General features: G+C 70.5%; 13 protein-coding genes and 1 pseudogene. 8 read left to right on the top strand and 6 right to left on the bottom strand.

The features are described 5' to 3' along the window. Positions 1 to 13 precede the first annotated feature (13 nt). Positions 14 to 538 (bottom strand): hypothetical protein, encoded by a 525-nt coding sequence (locus VFZ09_RS11470; RefSeq protein ID WP_329727567.1) that lies wholly within the window; start codon positions 536 to 538, stop codon positions 14 to 16. A gap of 103 nt (positions 539 to 641) precedes the next feature. Next, a complete protein-coding gene (locus VFZ09_RS11465; RefSeq protein WP_329727566.1) occupies positions 642 to 1,355 on the bottom strand; it encodes a hemerythrin domain-containing protein in 714 nt (237 codons plus the stop codon). A gap of 150 nt (positions 1,356 to 1,505) precedes the next feature. Between VFZ09_RS11465 and VFZ09_RS11460 the strand changes: the two genes are divergently transcribed. The 3 genes from VFZ09_RS11460 (at position 1,506) to VFZ09_RS11450 (ending at position 4,775) form a co-directional block, all read left to right on the top strand. Further along, positions 1,506 to 3,350 carry an RICIN domain-containing protein gene (locus VFZ09_RS11460; RefSeq protein ID WP_329727565.1) on the top strand — a complete coding sequence of 615 codons (1,845 nt, stop codon included), beginning with the start codon at positions 1,506 to 1,508 and terminating at the stop codon, positions 3,348 to 3,350. Between the two features lie 68 nt (positions 3,351 to 3,418). Then, positions 3,419 to 3,757 (top strand): hypothetical protein, encoded by a 339-nt coding sequence (locus tag VFZ09_RS11455; RefSeq protein WP_329727564.1) that lies wholly within the window; start codon positions 3,419 to 3,421, stop codon positions 3,755 to 3,757. A gap of 361 nt (positions 3,758 to 4,118) precedes the next feature. Beyond that, the gene (locus VFZ09_RS11450) at positions 4,119 to 4,775 is read left to right on the top strand and encodes a hypothetical protein (protein WP_329727563.1); all 657 of its coding nucleotides are present in this window, start codon (positions 4,119 to 4,121) and stop codon (positions 4,773 to 4,775) included. A gap of 18 nt (positions 4,776 to 4,793) precedes the next feature. Here the strand turns inward: VFZ09_RS11450 and VFZ09_RS11445 are convergent, their stop codons facing one another. The 4 genes from VFZ09_RS11445 to VFZ09_RS11430 all read right to left on the bottom strand — a co-directional run bounded on the left by VFZ09_RS11445 (position 4,794) and on the right by VFZ09_RS11430 (position 14,104). After that, on the bottom strand, positions 4,794 to 5,537 hold the full coding sequence (locus VFZ09_RS11445; RefSeq protein WP_329727562.1) for an XRE family transcriptional regulator: 744 nt from the start codon (positions 5,535 to 5,537) through the stop codon (positions 4,794 to 4,796). A 281-nt stretch (positions 5,538 to 5,818) separates the two neighbouring features. Continuing rightward, entirely contained in the window at positions 5,819 to 8,971 is a 3,153-nt protein-coding gene (locus VFZ09_RS11440) for a serine/threonine-protein kinase (protein WP_329727561.1), read from the bottom strand. A gap of 142 nt (positions 8,972 to 9,113) precedes the next feature. Beyond that, positions 9,114 to 13,121, bottom strand: a complete 4,008-nt coding sequence (locus tag VFZ09_RS11435; RefSeq protein WP_329727560.1) for a protein kinase domain-containing protein — start codon at positions 13,119 to 13,121, stop codon at positions 9,114 to 9,116. Positions 13,122 to 13,216: 95 nt separating this feature from the next. Further along, entirely contained in the window at positions 13,217 to 14,104 is an 888-nt protein-coding gene (locus VFZ09_RS11430; protein WP_329727559.1) for a hypothetical protein, read from the bottom strand. An 80-nt stretch (positions 14,105 to 14,184) separates the two neighbouring features. On the opposite strand from VFZ09_RS11430, the gene VFZ09_RS11425 reads away from it, so the two are divergent. The 5 genes and pseudogenes from VFZ09_RS11425 to VFZ09_RS11405 form a co-directional block, all read left to right on the top strand. Beyond that, positions 14,185 to 15,087: a GNAT family N-acetyltransferase gene (locus tag VFZ09_RS11425; RefSeq protein ID WP_329727558.1), complete on the top strand. Its 903-nt coding sequence runs from the start codon at positions 14,185 to 14,187 to the stop codon at positions 15,085 to 15,087. A gap of 29 nt (positions 15,088 to 15,116) precedes the next feature. Beyond that, a complete protein-coding gene (locus VFZ09_RS11420) occupies positions 15,117 to 15,485 on the top strand; it encodes a translation initiation factor (protein ID WP_329727557.1) in 369 nt (122 codons plus the stop codon). A gap of 24 nt (positions 15,486 to 15,509) precedes the next feature. Next, positions 15,510 to 15,722, top strand: a complete 213-nt coding sequence (locus VFZ09_RS11415) for a hypothetical protein (RefSeq protein WP_329727556.1) — start codon at positions 15,510 to 15,512, stop codon at positions 15,720 to 15,722. Between the two features lie 52 nt (positions 15,723 to 15,774). Beyond that, entirely contained in the window at positions 15,775 to 16,125 is a 351-nt protein-coding gene (locus VFZ09_RS11410) for a DUF2019 domain-containing protein (RefSeq protein ID WP_329727555.1), read from the top strand. Between the two features lie 9 nt (positions 16,126 to 16,134). Continuing rightward, positions 16,135 to 16,368 (top strand): annotated as a pseudogene (locus VFZ09_RS11405) (SMI1/KNR4 family protein); the annotation flags it as partial. Positions 16,369 to 16,372 lie beyond the last annotated feature (4 nt).

Below are 16,372 nucleotides of genomic sequence, written 5' to 3'. Positions count from 1 at the left end.
ACAACCCCACTCTCTACTTTCCCGCCCCCGAAGCAGCACTCCCAGTCACACCCGCACGAGGACGAACCATGACGCCTGCCTCCCAGATGCCGATGCCGATGCAGTCCGGAATGAACCCCATGATGGGCATGAACCAGATGCCGATGATGGGCATGAACCCGATGATGAACGGCATGATGCCCATGCCGATGATGGGCGGGATGAACCCGATGATGGGCGGCATGATGCCCATGCCCATGCCCATGCCCATGCCGATGATGGGCGGGATGAACCCCATGATGATGGGCATGAACCCGATGATGGGCGGGATGATGGGCATGAATCCGATGATGGGCGGCATGCCGATGATGATGCCCATGATGATGCGCATGCCGATGATGGCCCGGATGACCTGTGAGATGGGCAAGGACGGCATGATGTGCCGGATGATGCCCATGGAGGCCGGCCAGATGGAGATGATGAAGGAGTGCTGTGACGCGATGAACTCCATGATGGCCATGGGGATGCCGATGATGATGATGTGCAACGGCATGCCCATGATGATGTGCACCGCGAAGTAGCACCCGGGCCCTCGAGGGCCTGAAGCACGAGAGCCGGCGCGCGCCCCACGGGCCCGCCGGCTCTTCGTGTTTCCACCCGGCTCAGCGGGCGGTGAACGCGGCGAGGTCGTGGATGCCCACCGCCGTCTCCAGCTGAGCCACCTCCGCCACGGCGCTCTCGAAGCCGCCAGCGCCCAGAATCTGGTGCTCCTGCTCCTCGAAGCGCTCGCCCAGCTCGTGGAACTCCGCCTCGGCGAAGAGCGCATGGAACGCGGGGAAGAGCTCGGTGTCCTCGCGCGCGGCATGCGGCTGGTACATGCGCACGAACGCCTGGAGCGAGGAGGCCAGGGCCTGCCTCCGCCCCGCGTCCTGGAGCGCGACGGGGGTGGCGGATTTCAGGATGCCGTCGGTGAGCTTGCGCCCCGCGGCGTGTTGCTCCCGGAGCACCCGGATGAGCTCGCCCTGCTTCCCGGCCTTCTCCAGGCGGGGGAAGACCTGCTCCTCCTCCAGACGCTCATGGTAGTTCTCGGCGAAGCGGCGGATGAGGTTCGCGGCGGAAGCGAGGACGTCCGCGCGCGGCGGGCTCCCGGTGCCGAGCTGACTCGCGCAGGCCTCGTAGACGAGCAGCGTGCGGCGGATGACCCCATGCTCGCGCATGAGGTCCTCGGTGGCATTGACCTCGGCGGGCTCGGACTTCTCCTTCTTCTCCTTGCCCCGGGAGGGAGGGGCGGCACCGGCGGTTTCACCCCATACGAGCCCCGCTCCCATGAGCGAGGTCATCGAGAGGAACAGGCGGCGGCTGGCGTCTCGGGACATGTGGACCTCCGGAAGAGGGCCCAGCTTGTCGTCCCCGTCACGCGCCGCCATCGTCCCCCGAGGCCAGTGCCCACCACCGGACGCACACGGCGGCGAAAATAGCCGCCGTGACGTGGCGTGTTGCTCGAATGAGGAGAAAGCGAGGGAGACATGGCTGGGGACTTGTCCATCCAGGAGAGGTTGCTCGTCAAAGGAGCACCTGGGACACCGAGGAAGGCCATCGACGGGCAGGAGACCGGGCGGGTGCTGCACCGCTATGGCGACCGCGTCCGGATTGTCGAGCCGCTGCCGGGAGCGCGTGAAGAAGAAGAGGGGCCGCTCGACCCGGGGACACGCGCGCGGCTCTCCCCTGTCGAAGCGCTGGGCCTCGCGGCCTTCCAGCTGAGGAGCTCTCCCGCGTACGCCCAGGCCAAGAGCCAGCGGCCGCGCCAGGGCCAACCCTGGAATTTCCCCCCGGGAGGCTGCGCGAGGACACCCCAGGCCGATCAGGTGAGGGCCCTGCGAGCCCTGGCCGGGCCGACCAGTGCCTACCTGGAGGGGAGCGTCGCCGTGGGGGTCGTCATCGTCGGGGGGCCCGGCGGACTGCAGTTCAGCGCGGCCGAGCAGGCGAAGGTCGTCGCGGAGGTGCAGAACGGGCTCTCCTACTACGCCGGCACCTACCCGGCGGCCGGGCTCTCCTTCACGTATGACATCCAGCTCGTCCAATTGAACGTGGCGCCCGATCCGAACGCGCCCGACCTCGAGGGGCTGTGGCGCAATCCCGCCATGGTCTCGCTCGGCTACCCGGGCTCGGGGGAGGGTGTCACCCAGTACATCGAGCATCTGCGCCAGCAATTCCAGACGCGGTGGACCTACTGCGCCTTCTTCACCAAATACCCCGTGTCCTGGTTCGCGTATGCGTTCGTCGGGGGGCCGTATCTGGTGATGCATTACGACAACGACGGCTGGGGGCCCGACAACATCGACCGGGTCTTCGCGCACGAGTCCGGCCACATCTTCATGTGCCCCGACGAGTACGCGAGCAGTGGCTGCAGCTGCGGAGGGAGCCATGGCCGCTGGGGCAAACCGAACTCCAACTGCGAGAATTGCGCTCCCGGGGGCGGCGTCCCCTGCATCATGAAGGGCAATGACTGGAGCATGTGTACGGTGACGCCGGCCCACCTCGGCTGGATGGCCGCGCGCCTGGTGGCCAGCCATAGCCGGAAGACGCTCGATGTGGCGAATGCGTCCACCCAGAATGGCGCACACCTCATCCAGTACCGCTACCACGGCGGAGAGAATCAGCTGTTCCGGCCGGATCCGCTCCCCGGGGGCTACTTCCGCTTCGTCTGCCAGCACAGCGGCAAGGTGCTCGACGTGGAGGGGGCCTCCCTGGCCAACTCGGCGCCGCTCATCCAGTACGACTGGCACGGAGGAGACAACCAACAGTTCCGCATCGAGCCGCTGAAGGATGGGAACGTGCGCATCATCGCCAAACACAGCGGCAAGGTGCTCGACGTGGCGTATGGCTCCACCAGCGACTCCGCGCTCGTCATCCAGTATGACTGGCATGGCAGCTCCAACCAGCGGTGGCTGATGACGGCCCCCATCGTGGCGAAGCACAGCGGCAAGGTGCTCGACGTGGAGGGCGCCTCCTCCAGCAGCGGAGCGCACATCGTCCAGTTCGCCTACCACGGGAGGGCCGATGAGCTCTTCCGGCCCGAGCCGCTCGGCGATGGCTGCTACCGCTTCGTCTCCCAGCTCAGTGGCAAGGTGCTCGACGTGGAGGGAGCCTCCATGGCCAACTCGGCGCCGCTCATCCAGTACGACTGGCACGGAGGGAACAACCAGCGGTTCCGCATCGAGCCGCTGGGGGATGGGAACGTGCGCATCGTCGCCAGGCACAGCGGCAAGGTGCTCGACGTGGCGTATGGCTCCTCCAACGACTCCGCCCCCGTCATCCAGTACGACTGGCACGGCGGAAACAACCAGCGGTGGCTCGTCCCCCACTGGTGAAAACCCGGGCCGGGTGCCGCCAGCCGGCGCCGGCCCTTCTCCGCTGCCCACGGGTGGTGTGGCCTGCCATGACGGATGCCCTGCTCATCATCGATGCCGAGGTCTCCCGCGCCAGCGACGTGCTGTCGCGGGTGGCCGCCTCCCTTCAGGTGACACAACGCCTGCCCCCTCGCCTCGCCATCGTCCGGGGTACGCCCGGACAGCTCGAGGCGCTGCGCGAGCAACCGGGCGTGGCCGCGCTCTGCGAGGGTCCCGTCCCCCCCGAGGTGCTGGAACAACTGGGCCCCACGGAGCAGCTGTTCGCGAAGGCGTGGGAGACGGGGCGTCAGCCCAAGTCACGCCCAGGAGAGGGGCTCCCGTGGGATGCCCCGGGCTTCCAGCCGCCGGACGGGCCAGGCAAACACTGACCCGTGCCTGGAAAGGCAAGAAGGGCTTGTCATACGCCCAGGGTCCATACCGCTCGACCTCCGCGCGCGTCACCGTCTTCATCAGGGCGCCGTCGATGTACCCCGCCCCGAGGTGAACGGGTAGCCGTTGTTCCACTCCCGCCGCGCGATCAGCTTCAGCACGGACGCGCGGCTGGCGTACAGCGGCGCGTTGGCCCCCCCGGTTCAAGTCCGCGGACACGTACAGGCCGGATTCGCTGGCGCGCAGCGCGATGAGGCCGCCACCGGCATCGATGACCCTGGTACTGCTCCCACCAAGGCGAACTCCAGCGGACCCGTCAGGTCTCGCCTGGCGTACATTGGAGGGGGGAAAGAAAACATCATGGGCCTGGCGAAGAAAGGCACCCGGTTGATGACGGTCGAGGGCGCGCGGTTCCGCTGGGTCGTTGCACCTGGCGACGAGCCCGGCCTGGGTATCGTGGTGGAGGCCGCGGATTCACCCGGGCAGCGCATGGTGACCTGGGTCGATCATGGCACGACCATCTCCCCCTGGCTGGTGCGTGAGGCGATTCTTCACGCCCTCGCCCAGGGCTGGAGTCCACGGGCGCGCGGGCCCGAGCGCGTGTTCCGGTTGGAGACCCCCAGTCTCCGGAAAGCCCTCAGCGACAGGCTGGACGCACGACTGTCCCGGTTCTGCGACGCATTCCAGGAGCGCGTGGGCGGCATGGAAGACGTTCGCCACTTCGCGAGTCACGGGGAACGTGCGATTGCGTTTGAAACACTTTGCAGCCGCATCATGGATGCGGACGACCCGCCGACGCTGAGCCTTTCAGAGTTCGAGCAGCTCGCCGCACTTGGAGAGGGATTGGGATGCCGCTCCGATTGGGTAAGTCTCGTCGAGCGCCTGACGCCCACGGACCGGAAGCGCATCCCTTCCCGGCTTCGGACCCTGGCCATGAATCATCTCACGCACGAGCTCGCGAGCACGCCCAGCCACCGAAAGCGGTTGGAGCAGCTTCTCGCGATGCTGGAGCCGTAGCGAGCGCAGCCGCCGGAACTAGCCCACCGTCTCCGCGTACGTCATCACCAGGTACATCACCGCTTCCGTGTTGCCCGGGTTGCGGTAGACGTGCGCCACGTCCGCCTCGAAGAGAATGGCGTCTCCCGTGGCCAGCACGTGGTGCTCGTCGCCCCGGTCGATCTCCACCGTCCCCGCCGTCACCACCAGATTCTCCATCGTCCCCGGCGGGTGCGCGTCCGCCCGCTCCTCCGCGTGCGCCGCCAGCCGCAGCTCGTAGAACTCCACGCGCCTCGGCTCGTCGAACGGGAAGAGCGCTCGCGAGCTGAAGCTCCCATCATGCGACGCCAGCCGCTTGGACTGCGCGGTGCGCATCAACCGCGTGCCGCTCTGCGCCGTGGTGCTGATCAGCGCCGAGAACGGGATGCCCAGCGCCCGGGCGATCTTCCAGATGACGTTGATGGTGGGCGCGCTCTGGCCCAGCTCGATCTGCCCCAGCATGGCCCGGCTCACCCCGGACGCCTTGGCCAGCCGCTCCAGGGACAGGCCCCGCTGCGTGCGCAGGCGGCGCAGGTTGCGGCCCACGATGGGCGCCAGGTCCGTCGACGCATCCGCGTGCGCCACCTCGTAGGCCCACTCCTCCTCGGAGCCCGGGGCCTCGGGCGCGGGAGCCTCCGCCTTCCTGGCCCCCTGCTCCTTCTTCTTGCCCCGGCCCTTGGCGGCGGGGACCGTCTCTTCTGTTTCCTCCCCGGTGGGAGGGGTGTTTTCGCGGACCGATTTCACGTAGGCCAGACCATGACCCACACCCACACCGGCGTCCAGAGGCTCATGGGGGCGGGCGACCGAGTCGACGAAGGCCTGGACTCACGCCGCTTCCGGAACTCATCGAGGTTGATCACTTCGGCAGCCGAGCTCATGACAGAGGGTCTCTCCGATAGCGGAACCATGTCCGCCGTAGCGGACGAACGCAATATCCGTTTTAACGGACGTCCTGTCAATGGCACGGCCCCGGTGGGAGGGCAGCCAGGCGGCCAAACCCCCCGGAGCGCCTCCCCGCCCCCGCATCAGGGGCCGCCGTGGGCCTCCAGCCACGCCGTCACCTGGGCGGCCTCGGGAGCCTTGTGCGCCTGGAGGAGCACCTCCCGCGCCCCGGTGGCCAGCTCCCGTGCCTTCTCCCGCCCCGTGCCCGCGTCCCACAGGGCCCGGGCCAGGAGGAAGCGGAGGTCCGCCGCATCCTCCGGGGCGATGCGCGGGGAGCCCACCAACGCCAGCGCCCGCTCCAGCGGAGCCACCGCCTCGGCCGGTGCGTTCAACGCCACCTGGCTCCTGCCCACGCCCACCAGCGGCTCGAAGAGGTCCGGGTGCCCCGGCGGGCTGTCCTTCTCCCGGATGGACACGGCCCGCTGGTAATGCGCGAGGGCCTGCCGGTGCTGCCCACCCTCCAGGTGCCAGGCGCCCAGTCCCTCCAGCGCGGAAGCCGTCTCGACGGCGTCCTTGCCCATCTCCTTCTCCGCCAGGGCGAGGGCACGCTGGAGGAGCGGCAGGGCCTCGGCACGGCGGCCTCGGGCCCGCAGGGCCTTGGCGAGCTCGACCCGGGAGAAGATGACATCCGGGGGATAGGGCGTCTCGAGGGACTCCGCCACCCGCAGCGCCTGCTGGAAACGCTCCAGGGCCTCCTGCTTCCTGCCCAGGCCTTCCAGGGCCGTCCCCACCTGTCTCAGGCTGGCCGGAAGCTCCGTGTGCTTGGGCCCGAAGGCCTTCGTCCGGATGGCCAGGCCCCGCTCGGAGATGGCGAGGCACTCGGTGTACTGGCGCAGGTTGCAGTAGCTGACGGCCATGGAGCCCGAGGTGGCCCCCACCTCCGGGTGCTCCGGCCCCAGCCCCGCCTCGCGCGCCGTCAGGGCTCCCCGCAAATAGCGCAGGGCCGCCGCGTCGTCCGCGAGGTGCTGCGACAGGCGCCCCAGGTTGTGCAGCGCGTTGCCCGTCTCCGGATGCGTGGGGCCCAGGGCCTTCTCGTAGATGGCCTGCGCCTGGACGAGCTGCTGGCGCGCCTCCTCGTACCGGTTCAGCTTGGTGAGCGCGGCGCCCAGGTTGTTGAAGCCCGCCGCCACCTCGGGGTGATCGGCCGGGTAGACCTTCTGGCGCAGCGCCACCACCCGGCGGAAGTGCTCCAGTGACTCGTCCATCCTGTCCTCGCGCAGGAGGATGGCCCCGAGCGCGTTGGTGACGAAGGCCTCGATGCGGTCATCCCCGCCCATGCGCTCCAGCACCGCGCGGGTGTGCTCGGCCCACTCGCGGCCCTGCTCGAACTCGGCCTGCAGCATCCCCGAGCGCACCAGCCGGGCCGAGGCCGAGGCGATGACCTCGTCGTGGCGGCCGGCCTCCGCGGCCCACACCGCCTGGCGCAGCGTGGCCTCGGAGGCGGGGAAGTCCCCGGCCTTCTCCTCCAGGGCCCCGCGCAGCTCGAGCACCTCGGCCTCCAGCGGGCGGTAGCGCGGGGCCACCGCCTCCCCGGCGAGCGTCCGGACGCGCTCCAGGGCGGGCTTGAACTGGCCGCTGTCGAAGAGGGCCCGCGCCTCGGCGAGCCGCAGCCGCAGCTGCTCCACCTTCTCGCGCGTGGCCGGCTCCTCCGGCGGGCGGACGGTGGCGCGCAGGGCCTCGACGTTGGCGCACCCATCCAGCGTGGGCAGCGAGTGGGCGGCCTTGGCGGCCTGGTCCACCAGGGCGGCGTCCGCGTGGGAGTAGACGTCCGTGAGGGCCCGGAGCGCGTGCAGCCGCCGCTCCAGACAGGCCATGCGCAGCGAGAGCACCTCGTCGGACTGCTCGCCACGGACGCGGGTGGCCTCGCAGGCCTCGGCGTGCATGGACACCCAGCCCCGGGCATAGGTGTCCAGCACCTGGGCCGTGCGCGACCAGGACTCGTCCGCGTTGGACTTGCCGGTGGCGTGGAAGGCCTTGCCGAGCGACTCCCTGCGCGCGGTGTCCCACAGCCCTTCCAGGTGGCGGGCACCGCCCCGGCAGGGCTGCTCCGCCTGGGCCCGGTACTGGAGGGGCAACCCCACGCCGAGCGACAGCAGCAGCAGGCTGGTGGCGGCCACCAGCCAGTAGCGCTGGGGCATCGGCAGCGTCTGGCCGAGCGCCTCGAGCAGCGCCTCCATGGAGGGGAAGCGCTGCTCGGGCTTGGGGTCCAACCCGCGCAGCACGAGGCGCCGCAGGCTGGCGGGCACGCGGGAGTCCCGAGGGGGCTCGGGGGTGCGCCACGTGGAGGGCGGGCCCGGCGTCCGGCCATGGGGCCGCTCGCCATAGAGGGCCTCGTAGAGGGCCACGCAGTAGCTGAACTGGTCCGAGCGCGCGTCGAGGACACCGCCGCTGTAGAGCTCCGGCGCCATGTAGGCCGGCGTGCCGATGACGAGGCCCACGCGGGTGAGGGGCGTGTCCAGTGGCGAGCTGCTCCGCTCGGGCAGGGGGAGCGCGGCGGGCGCGGGCAGCGGCTCGTCGGCGGCCGAGGCGGGCCGGGCCAGACCGAAGTCCAGCACGCGCACGCGGCCGTCCCCGCCCATCAGCACGTTGTCCGGCTTGAAGTCGCGGTGCACCAGCCCCGCGGCGTGCGCGGCCGCGAGCCCCCGTCCGGCGGCGGTGAACACCTCCACCACCTCGCGCCAGGAGCGGGGCGCCTGCTTGAGCCAGTCGCGCAGCGTGGGCCCCTCCACCAGCTCCATGGCGAGGAAGACACGCCCGCTCCACGTCCCCACGTCGAAGAGGGAGATGACGTTCGGGTGGGCCAGCCGCGCCAGAGCCTGGGCCTCGCGCATCAGCCGGGCCTGGCCGCCGCTCTTCTCCACCTGATCCGAGCCCGGGTGGAGCAGCTTGAGGGCGAGCTTGCGATCCAGCTCGGGGTCATACGCGGCGTACACGACGCCCATACCCCCAGCGCCGAGCTTCTCGAGCACCATGTAGCGGCCCACCATGGCGCCGCGGGGGAGCACCTCCTCGGGAGGAGGCTGGGCCAGCGGGGCCGGCGGGGCCACCACGTGGGTGGGCACCTCCTCCGGCGAGGCGAGGGTGCCACTGCGCACCAGCAGGCGGCTGCACGCGGGACACCGCTCCGCGTGCGAGAGCAACCGCGCCACCTCGGCTTCCGGGAAACGTCCCGACAAGGCCTCGCGTACGGCGCCTTCCTCGGGGCAGATGCTGTCGTCGATCGGGCTGTCCGCCATTCGCTCTTTCCCCATGTGCCGCCGCATTCTCGCCCGAGGCGCGGAGGATTGGCCACCCTGGAAGCGGCTGACATAGGCCCCGGCGAGTTCCAGGACATCCTCACGCGGCTGGTGGGACGCCGGGTGCCGTGAGCGCGATGATTCAGGGGTACGGCAGGGACTCGTCCAGCCGCGGCTCCGGCCGCTCCAGCCACCGCCCCCACTCCGTCAGGACACGCCGCGCGTAGATGCGCGTGCCCTGCCTGCGAGCGCTCTCCAGGACCCGCAGGAACGCCTCGCGCGCCTCCGGCGCCCGGCCGCGCAGCACCAGCAACCGGGCGCGGACCAGATGCGCATAGGCCTCGAAGCTCGTCTCACCCGTGCGGAGCTTCTCGGGCGTCAGCGCGTGCTCGATGGCGGCCAGTCCTTCCTCGGCCCGGCCCAGCTTCAGGTAGATGTCGGCGAGCATCGCGGAGTTATGCAGGGTCCCGAGCACGAAGCCCGAGCGCGCCCACTCCTCGAGCGCCCGGAGCATGAGCGCCAGTCCCTCCTCCGCCTGCCCCAGCTCGGCCAGGGCCCAGCTCTTCAGCAGGGTGGACCACCACAACCAGAGCCGGAACCGGTGCTCGCCCGCGACCGCGATGCCCTGCTCCGCCCACTCCAGCGTCCTCCGGCCATCCCCGCGGATCTGCGCGCCCATGGCCGCGTAGGAGAACACGCCGGCACACGTGTGGGGATGGCCGAGCTTGCCGGCCAGCTCCAACGCCTCGTGTGCATGGCGGCGGGCCACCTCCTGCTCGTCGAGCGCCGAGTGGATGACGGAGCTGAAGACGAGTGCCATCGCCCGCGGGTTCACCGTCTGCTTCAGCGCGAGGGCCCGGTGGTGCTCGAGCGAGGGCTCCTCGGAGTGCACCAGGGCCTGCTCGATGTGGGCCAGGGCGGTGGGCATGTCGCCCCAGGTGAAGGTGTTGGTGGCCATCATCCGGTGCCCCATCACCAGCAGCTCCCGGTTGGACTGGCGCCGGCCCAGGCCCACCAGCAGCTCTGCGAGCTCGTTCGCCTCCTGGAACTTCATCCGCGTGAAGTAGTAGGCGTACGCGCCCCAGTACGGCAGCTCCATCCGGGCCACGCCCTCGCCCACCAGCCGGAAGAGCTCGCGCACGCGCTCGTACACCCGCGCCACCTCGGGCGAGTGGTAGCCCCGCAGCTGCACCAACGGCAGGCCCAGGGCCAGCAGCAGCTCCAGCTCGTCGGGCAGGAGCGACGCGGCATCCGGCAGGCTCCGCAGCAGCTTCAACGCCTGGGTGAGGTGGCTCACGGCTTCCTGGTTCGCGTAGCGCCGGCTGGCGCGCAGGCCCGCCTGCTTCCACGCGCGGATGGCGGGCTTCACCTCCCCGGCCTCCGTGTAATGGTGGGCGAGCAGCTCGGGCCGGTTCTCCACCATCCCGGGGAAGTGCTCCACCAGGGCGAGCGCGATGCGCCGGTGGTGCTCGCGCCGCACTCCGCGCGTCTGGGATTGATACGCCGCCTCCTGGAGGAGCGCGTGGCGGAACTGGTAGCAGGGCCCGGCGGCCTCCTCGTAGCGCTGCAGCAGGCCCGCCGCCACCAGCCCCGCCAGGTCCCTGCGCAGCTCGGCCTCGCGCAGGCCCGTCACGGTGAGGAGCAGCTCGCGCGTGAAGCCGCGGCCCAGCACGGCGCACCACCAGGCCAGCTCCTTCTGGCGCCGCGGCAGCGTGTCCAGCCGCGCCAGGAGCAGCTCCTGCAGGGTGACCGGAATGGACGCCGCCGCCCCGCCCTCCAGCAGCATGCGCGTCATCTCCTCGGCGAAGAGCGGAACGCCATCCGTGCGCGCCACCAGCTGCTCCAGCACGGCCTCGGGCAGCTCCTGGCCCCGGGCCATCTCCTTCGCCAGGCGCACGGTGCACTCCGCCGACATCCGCTCCAGCGTGAGCCGGTGGAACTCCGGCCGTGCGGACCAGGGCGGGCGGAACTCGGGACGGGCACTGAGGACGCCCAGGACACGCGCCGACCCCAGCCGCTCCATCAGCGAGCCCAGCATCCGCAGCGTGGAAGGGTCCGCCCAGTGCAGATCCTCCACCACCAGGAGCACCGGGTGCGCCGCGGCCACCCGCAGCAGCAGCGTGCCCAGCGCGTCCAGCAGCTCTTCCAGCTGCCGCTCCGGCGTGAGGCGCAGGTGCGGCGAGGACTCCGCCACCGGCAGCGACAGCAGCGAGCCCAGCACGCCCACCTGCACGGGCGTCAGCGCCCACGGCGCGAGCCACTCCTCCAGCACGCGCAGGTTCTCCTGGGGAGAGCGCTCCGGGGAGAGCCACAACCGCTGCAACGCCTCGATGAGCGGATGGAAGGCGCTGGTGGAGAACTGGGACCAGCACTGCAGCCGCAGGGGCAGCGCCTGCTCCCGGCCGATCCGCTCGCGCAGCTCCTGGATGAGGCGGGACTTGCCCATGCCCGCCTCGCCCGAGAGCAACACGAAGCCGCCCTCCCCCGCCCGCGCCCGCTCCCAGAGCGAGAGCAGCTCCGCCACCTCGCGCTCCCGCCCCACCAGCGGGGTGAGCCCTCCGCCCACGGCCAGCGTCCGGTCGAACCGGGACACCGTCCGGCGCGCGCCGAGCACGCGGTACACCCGGACGCTGCGCGAGCCCTCGTAGGAGCGGGAACCGAGCGCCTCCGTCACGAAGGCGCGCTGCACCAGGGCATGGGCCTCGCGGCTGAGCACCACCTCGTCCGGCCCGGCCTGGAGCGCCAACCAGGCCGCCACCTTCGGCGCCTCCCCCTGGATGCCGGGCGTGCGCCCCCGCAGCTCCTGCGGCAGGTCATCCAGCATCACCATGCTGGTGTGGATGCCCACGTGCACCTTCAACTCCGGCCGCTCCCTCCACGGCAGCCGCTCCCCGAGCGCCTCGCGGATGGCGGGCACCAGCAACAGGCCCGCGTGCACGGCGCGCTCCGAGTCCTCCTCGCGCGCCACCGGATAGCCGAAGCACGCCAACGCCTCGTCGCCCATGCACAGGGTGACGAAGCCGCCATGCTGTTGGATGACCCGGGAGAAGCCACGGTGGAAGGCCGCCTCGCACTCGCCGAAGTCCTCGGCGTCCATGTCCTCCGCCAGGTGGGTGAGCCCCTGGAGCTTGCACGCCACCAGCGTCACCTGGCGCCGCTGCGGGGCCACGTTCCGCGGCTGCCTGCGTCCGGGGCGCAGGTGCTCCTCCAGCTCGCGCAGCTCCTCCTGCAGCTCGGCCGCGGACAGCAGCCGCCGGGCTGGATCCTTCGCCAGCATCACCGCCAGCAACGACTCCAGCTCCCAGGGCAGCTCCGGGTGGCGCTCGCGCAACAGCGGCACGGGCTCGGAGGACAGCACCCGGGCCCGCAGCTCCTCCAGGTTCACGCTCGAATAGGGCAGCTCTCCCGTGAGCATCTCGTAGAGCACCACGCCCGCGGCCCAGATGTCGGTGCGCTCGTCCAACGCCTCGCCCCGCCACTGCTCCGGCGCCATGTAGGGCGGCGTGCCCGCCATGGGCAGCCGGGGCGCCAGCGCGGTGGTGGGCTCCAGCAGGTACGCCAGCCCGAAGTCCAGCAGCTTCACCCCGCCCTTGCGGGTGATGAGGATGTTGCTGGGCTTGAGGTCGCGGTGGACGATGTGGTGCTCGTGGGCGTGCGCCAGCCCCGCGGCCACGGCCATCATGATCTCCAGCGTGCGCCGCAGCGTGGGCCGCTCGCGCCGCATGAGCTGGGCGAGCGACTCGCCCTCCAGGCGCTCCATCACCAGGAAGGGGATGCGCGGCTCGTCCGGGCGCCCGGCCCACTCGGCCACGTCGAAGATGCGGACGATGTTTTCATGGTCCAGCCGCGCGATGGCCCGGGCCTCCGCCAGCGCCAGGCCCGCCAGCTCCTCGCGGGGCACGAGGAACTTGAGGGCCACCTCGCGCCGCAGCTGCTCGTCCCAGGCGCTCAGCACCTGGCCCATGGCGCCCGCGCCCAGCTCCTCGAGGAGCTTGAAGCGGCGGCCATCCAGGCCTCCGAGGCGCTCCCCGGGAAGGGGCCTGCGCAGGGGCACGGGGACCTGGGCCACTTCCCGCAGGAAGGAGTCGTCCAGGTCCGACTCCCCGGACATGCTGCCGAGCCTGTCAGAAGTGTCATCGCCACCTTGCATGGCATTCTCCCGCGCCCCCTCGACGGAACCCGCTCCGGCGCCCTGCCTGCCCGCCCTGAAAAGCTATGGACCCGGCGGGCAGCGGGCAACGAAGCTCAACCCACCCCTCGTTCCCGAGCCTCGTTCCGGGACGAGAAGGCAGGTGGGACGTTCACGTTCGTGCGATGGCTCGCCCCGGAGTCCGGGAGGGTGAGCCGGGTGCCAGGCCGTAGCGCCCTCCTCGGAGTCTCGGGGCGGAGCCGCCGCGCCAGGTGGCTGGCGGCATAGGGGAACACCCGCAGTCCCTGCAGGAAGCCGATCGGACGCAGCCCACACCCCGCGGCATGCGGGGTGAGCCGCAGCTCGTCCTCCAGCTCCACCCGGCTCTCGAGCCGGACATCCGCGAGCGGCTGGTAGTCGTTCGTCCCCCACGGAGCCATCTCGAGCCGCAGACTGGCCGTGCCCGCCTGGACCGCGTCCTCGAGCCGCTCGTCCCGCGACGAGCCCGGGGCGCCCGAGCCGGAAGCGGTGATGCGCAGCGAGACCTGGCCGAACCCCTTCACCTCATAGGGCGTGATGGCCCAGTAGGTGTTGGCCAGATAATCCCCGGGGTTGGTGGCCTTGATGTCGTGGGCGATCGCTCCGAAGGAGTGGAAGGAGACGAGGAAGAGATCCTGCCCGCCCCGCTCATTGGTGGCGCACGGCCCGGGCTTGCCGTGGAAGCGCACGCCGAGCCCGAGCGAGTCCGTCCTCACGGCCGTGCCATGCTGCTTGAAGATACCTCCCGAGAAGCGGACGAGGGCGCAGCCGGACAGACGCTCGGCAGCCTCCATGCCCACCACGGACGCGAGTCCGGGAGCCGGATACGCCGTGGCCGTGTAGACCACCCCCGTGGGGTGGAAGAAGCGGGCCCGGCGGAGGAAGGACAGCAGGAAGAACACCCAGGACAGGAGCACCAACCCGAAGAAGACACCCAAGCCGTAATAGATACGTCCTCTCGACACACAAGCCCCCTGTGGATTGAACCGTCAAAGTGGACGGAGCACGATTCGCGTGGTTGTGATGACGCTCGGCGGGGGCTCGTATGACAAGACAGACACAACCGGAGAGCGGCGGGCCACGAGAGAAGGGAGCCGAGCACAGCGAGGGCTCGGGCCGTCCTCTGGCCTCTGTCACCCCGGGCACGGACGGCATGACGGAGCCCGGAGATCCCTGGGCGCACGCGGGGCTCCCCCGTGAGCCCGTGCGGGACGACAGGGGGAACATCGTCCTCGCGCATACGCCCACCACCCGAGAGGGGCGGCCCTGGGCGGACCTCGCCTGGCGCATGCCGCATGTGGACGCGGCCCGGTGTGCCGACGTGCTGTGCTCCACCCTGCGCGGCTGGGTCCTCTCCACGGAGGATGAGGCCCTGGGCACGGAGCTCATCGGCCGAGGCGCCCGGATCCTGCGGCACGCGCACGGGTACTCCCGTGACCTGCGGGCCGCTCCCGCGCCCTCCGCATGGAGCGCCCCCGAAGTACCGGCGGGCCTCCGTCTGACAGGGGTCGAGCGGACCGCCGAGGAGCTGGCGCGGCTGTTGCTCGTGGCCTATCCGCCCGGGCACCCGGACTGCTTTGGATGGACCCCCACTGAGGCACGGCAGGAGGTCGCCGGGATTCTCGCGGGGAAGGTGCTGGGTCCGCTCCTGCCGTGCAGCGGGCTCGCGCTGGATGGGGACAAGGTCGTTGGGGTCTGTCTCGTCACCCTGCGTGACGGGACGCCTCCCCATGGAGGCCCGTGGGTGATCGAGGTGTACCGGCATCCCGCGCCCCGATATGCCGGGGCTGGCGCCGCGCTGTTGCGCCGTGCACTGTGGCTCGCGACCCGGGCGGAGCTGCCGGCCCTGAGCCTCGTCGTGAGCGACGGCAACCCGGCACGGCGGGTATATGAGCGCCTCGGATTCCGGCACGTGGGCGCATCCCGGACACTCGAGCTGCCCACCTGACACGTTGGAGCCCGCACGCGGGAGGTGACATGGCGAAGCAGGATCCGAAGGAGAAGGGCTTCAACAACCCGTTCGCCCGGCTCGGGGCGCTGCGAGACACGCTGCCCTCCACGAAGCCCCAGCTGCGCCGGGAGGACTTCCCCGACACCCCGCCCCCGGGAGGACCCGAGCGCGTGGTGGTGCGGCTCGAGACGGACCGAGCGGGCCAGGAGGTGACGGTGGTGGAGGGGCTGGGCCTGCCCGCCGCGGGGTTGCAGGAGTGGCTCCAGGCCTTGCAGCGGGGACTGGCCTGTACGGGCGCGGTGGAGGGTGAGCGGCTGGTGCTGCGAGGAGATCACCGCTTCAAGCTGCCGGACCTCCTGCTGCGCAGGGGCGCACAGCGCGTGGTACATGGCTGAACCGTCCCTGGCCCGTGAGGCCCCATGACCGGCTCGACGGGGCTGTTCGTGGGCGTCACGCCGGTGCTCTACGCCTTCAGCATCTACTACTGGCCGCTCTCCTTCATCGTGGGCCCCTGGCTGCTGCGTACGCCCAGCCTGGCCCGCCAGGGGCGCCTGTCCCTGCTGTGGGGCTTCTCCGTCGGCGCGGCCTTCCTGCTGGCCTTCTTCGTCGCGAGCCTCCTGGCACAGCTCTGAGCCCGAGAGCGGCAAGGGCCACGAGGAGTTCCCATCCGAAGGGATTCTGGTAATGAAGTTGGAGGAACTCGTCGAGCAGTTCGCCCAGAACGTGGCCGCCCAGACCGATGCCATTCGGCGAGGCGATGCCAGAACGGGGAACAAACACGCGAAACGCTACACGGCCGCGCTGCAGGAGTTACGAGCACAGGGCAACGCCGGGCGGGATGCCCTCTCGGTGCTGTTGAAACACCCACGCACAGATGTTCGAGCCATGGCGGCAGCATTCCTGCTGCGCTACCGGACGGCAGAAGCCAAGGCTGTCCTGGAAGTAGCAGCGAAGGAAGGAGGAGTCGCCGCTATCGGAGCGATCATGACCCTGAAACGATGGGAGGAAGGTACCTGGACCCTCGACCCGGAATAGCTCACGACAATGGCCATGACCCTGAGCAGCCTGCTCGAAGAGGTCTCCCGCGATCACTTCCCGTATCCACCCGCTACGCCCGAGGAGCTCGAGGAGTTCGAACAGCGGGTGGGCTGGCGGCTGGACCCAGACCTCTGGGCCTTCTATCTGCACTGCAACGGGGCGGAGCTGATTGAGCGGTTGCCGGACACTCCCTACCGCATCCTTCCCCTGTCCAAGATCGTCCGGGCACGGGTGGCCATGGAAA

Origin of the sequence: Archangium sp. (assembly GCF_036277355.1) — a bacterium.
Lineage (GTDB): Bacteria > Myxococcota > Myxococcia > Myxococcales > Myxococcaceae > Archangium.
This window is presented reverse-complemented; position numbering and strand designations above follow the sequence as displayed.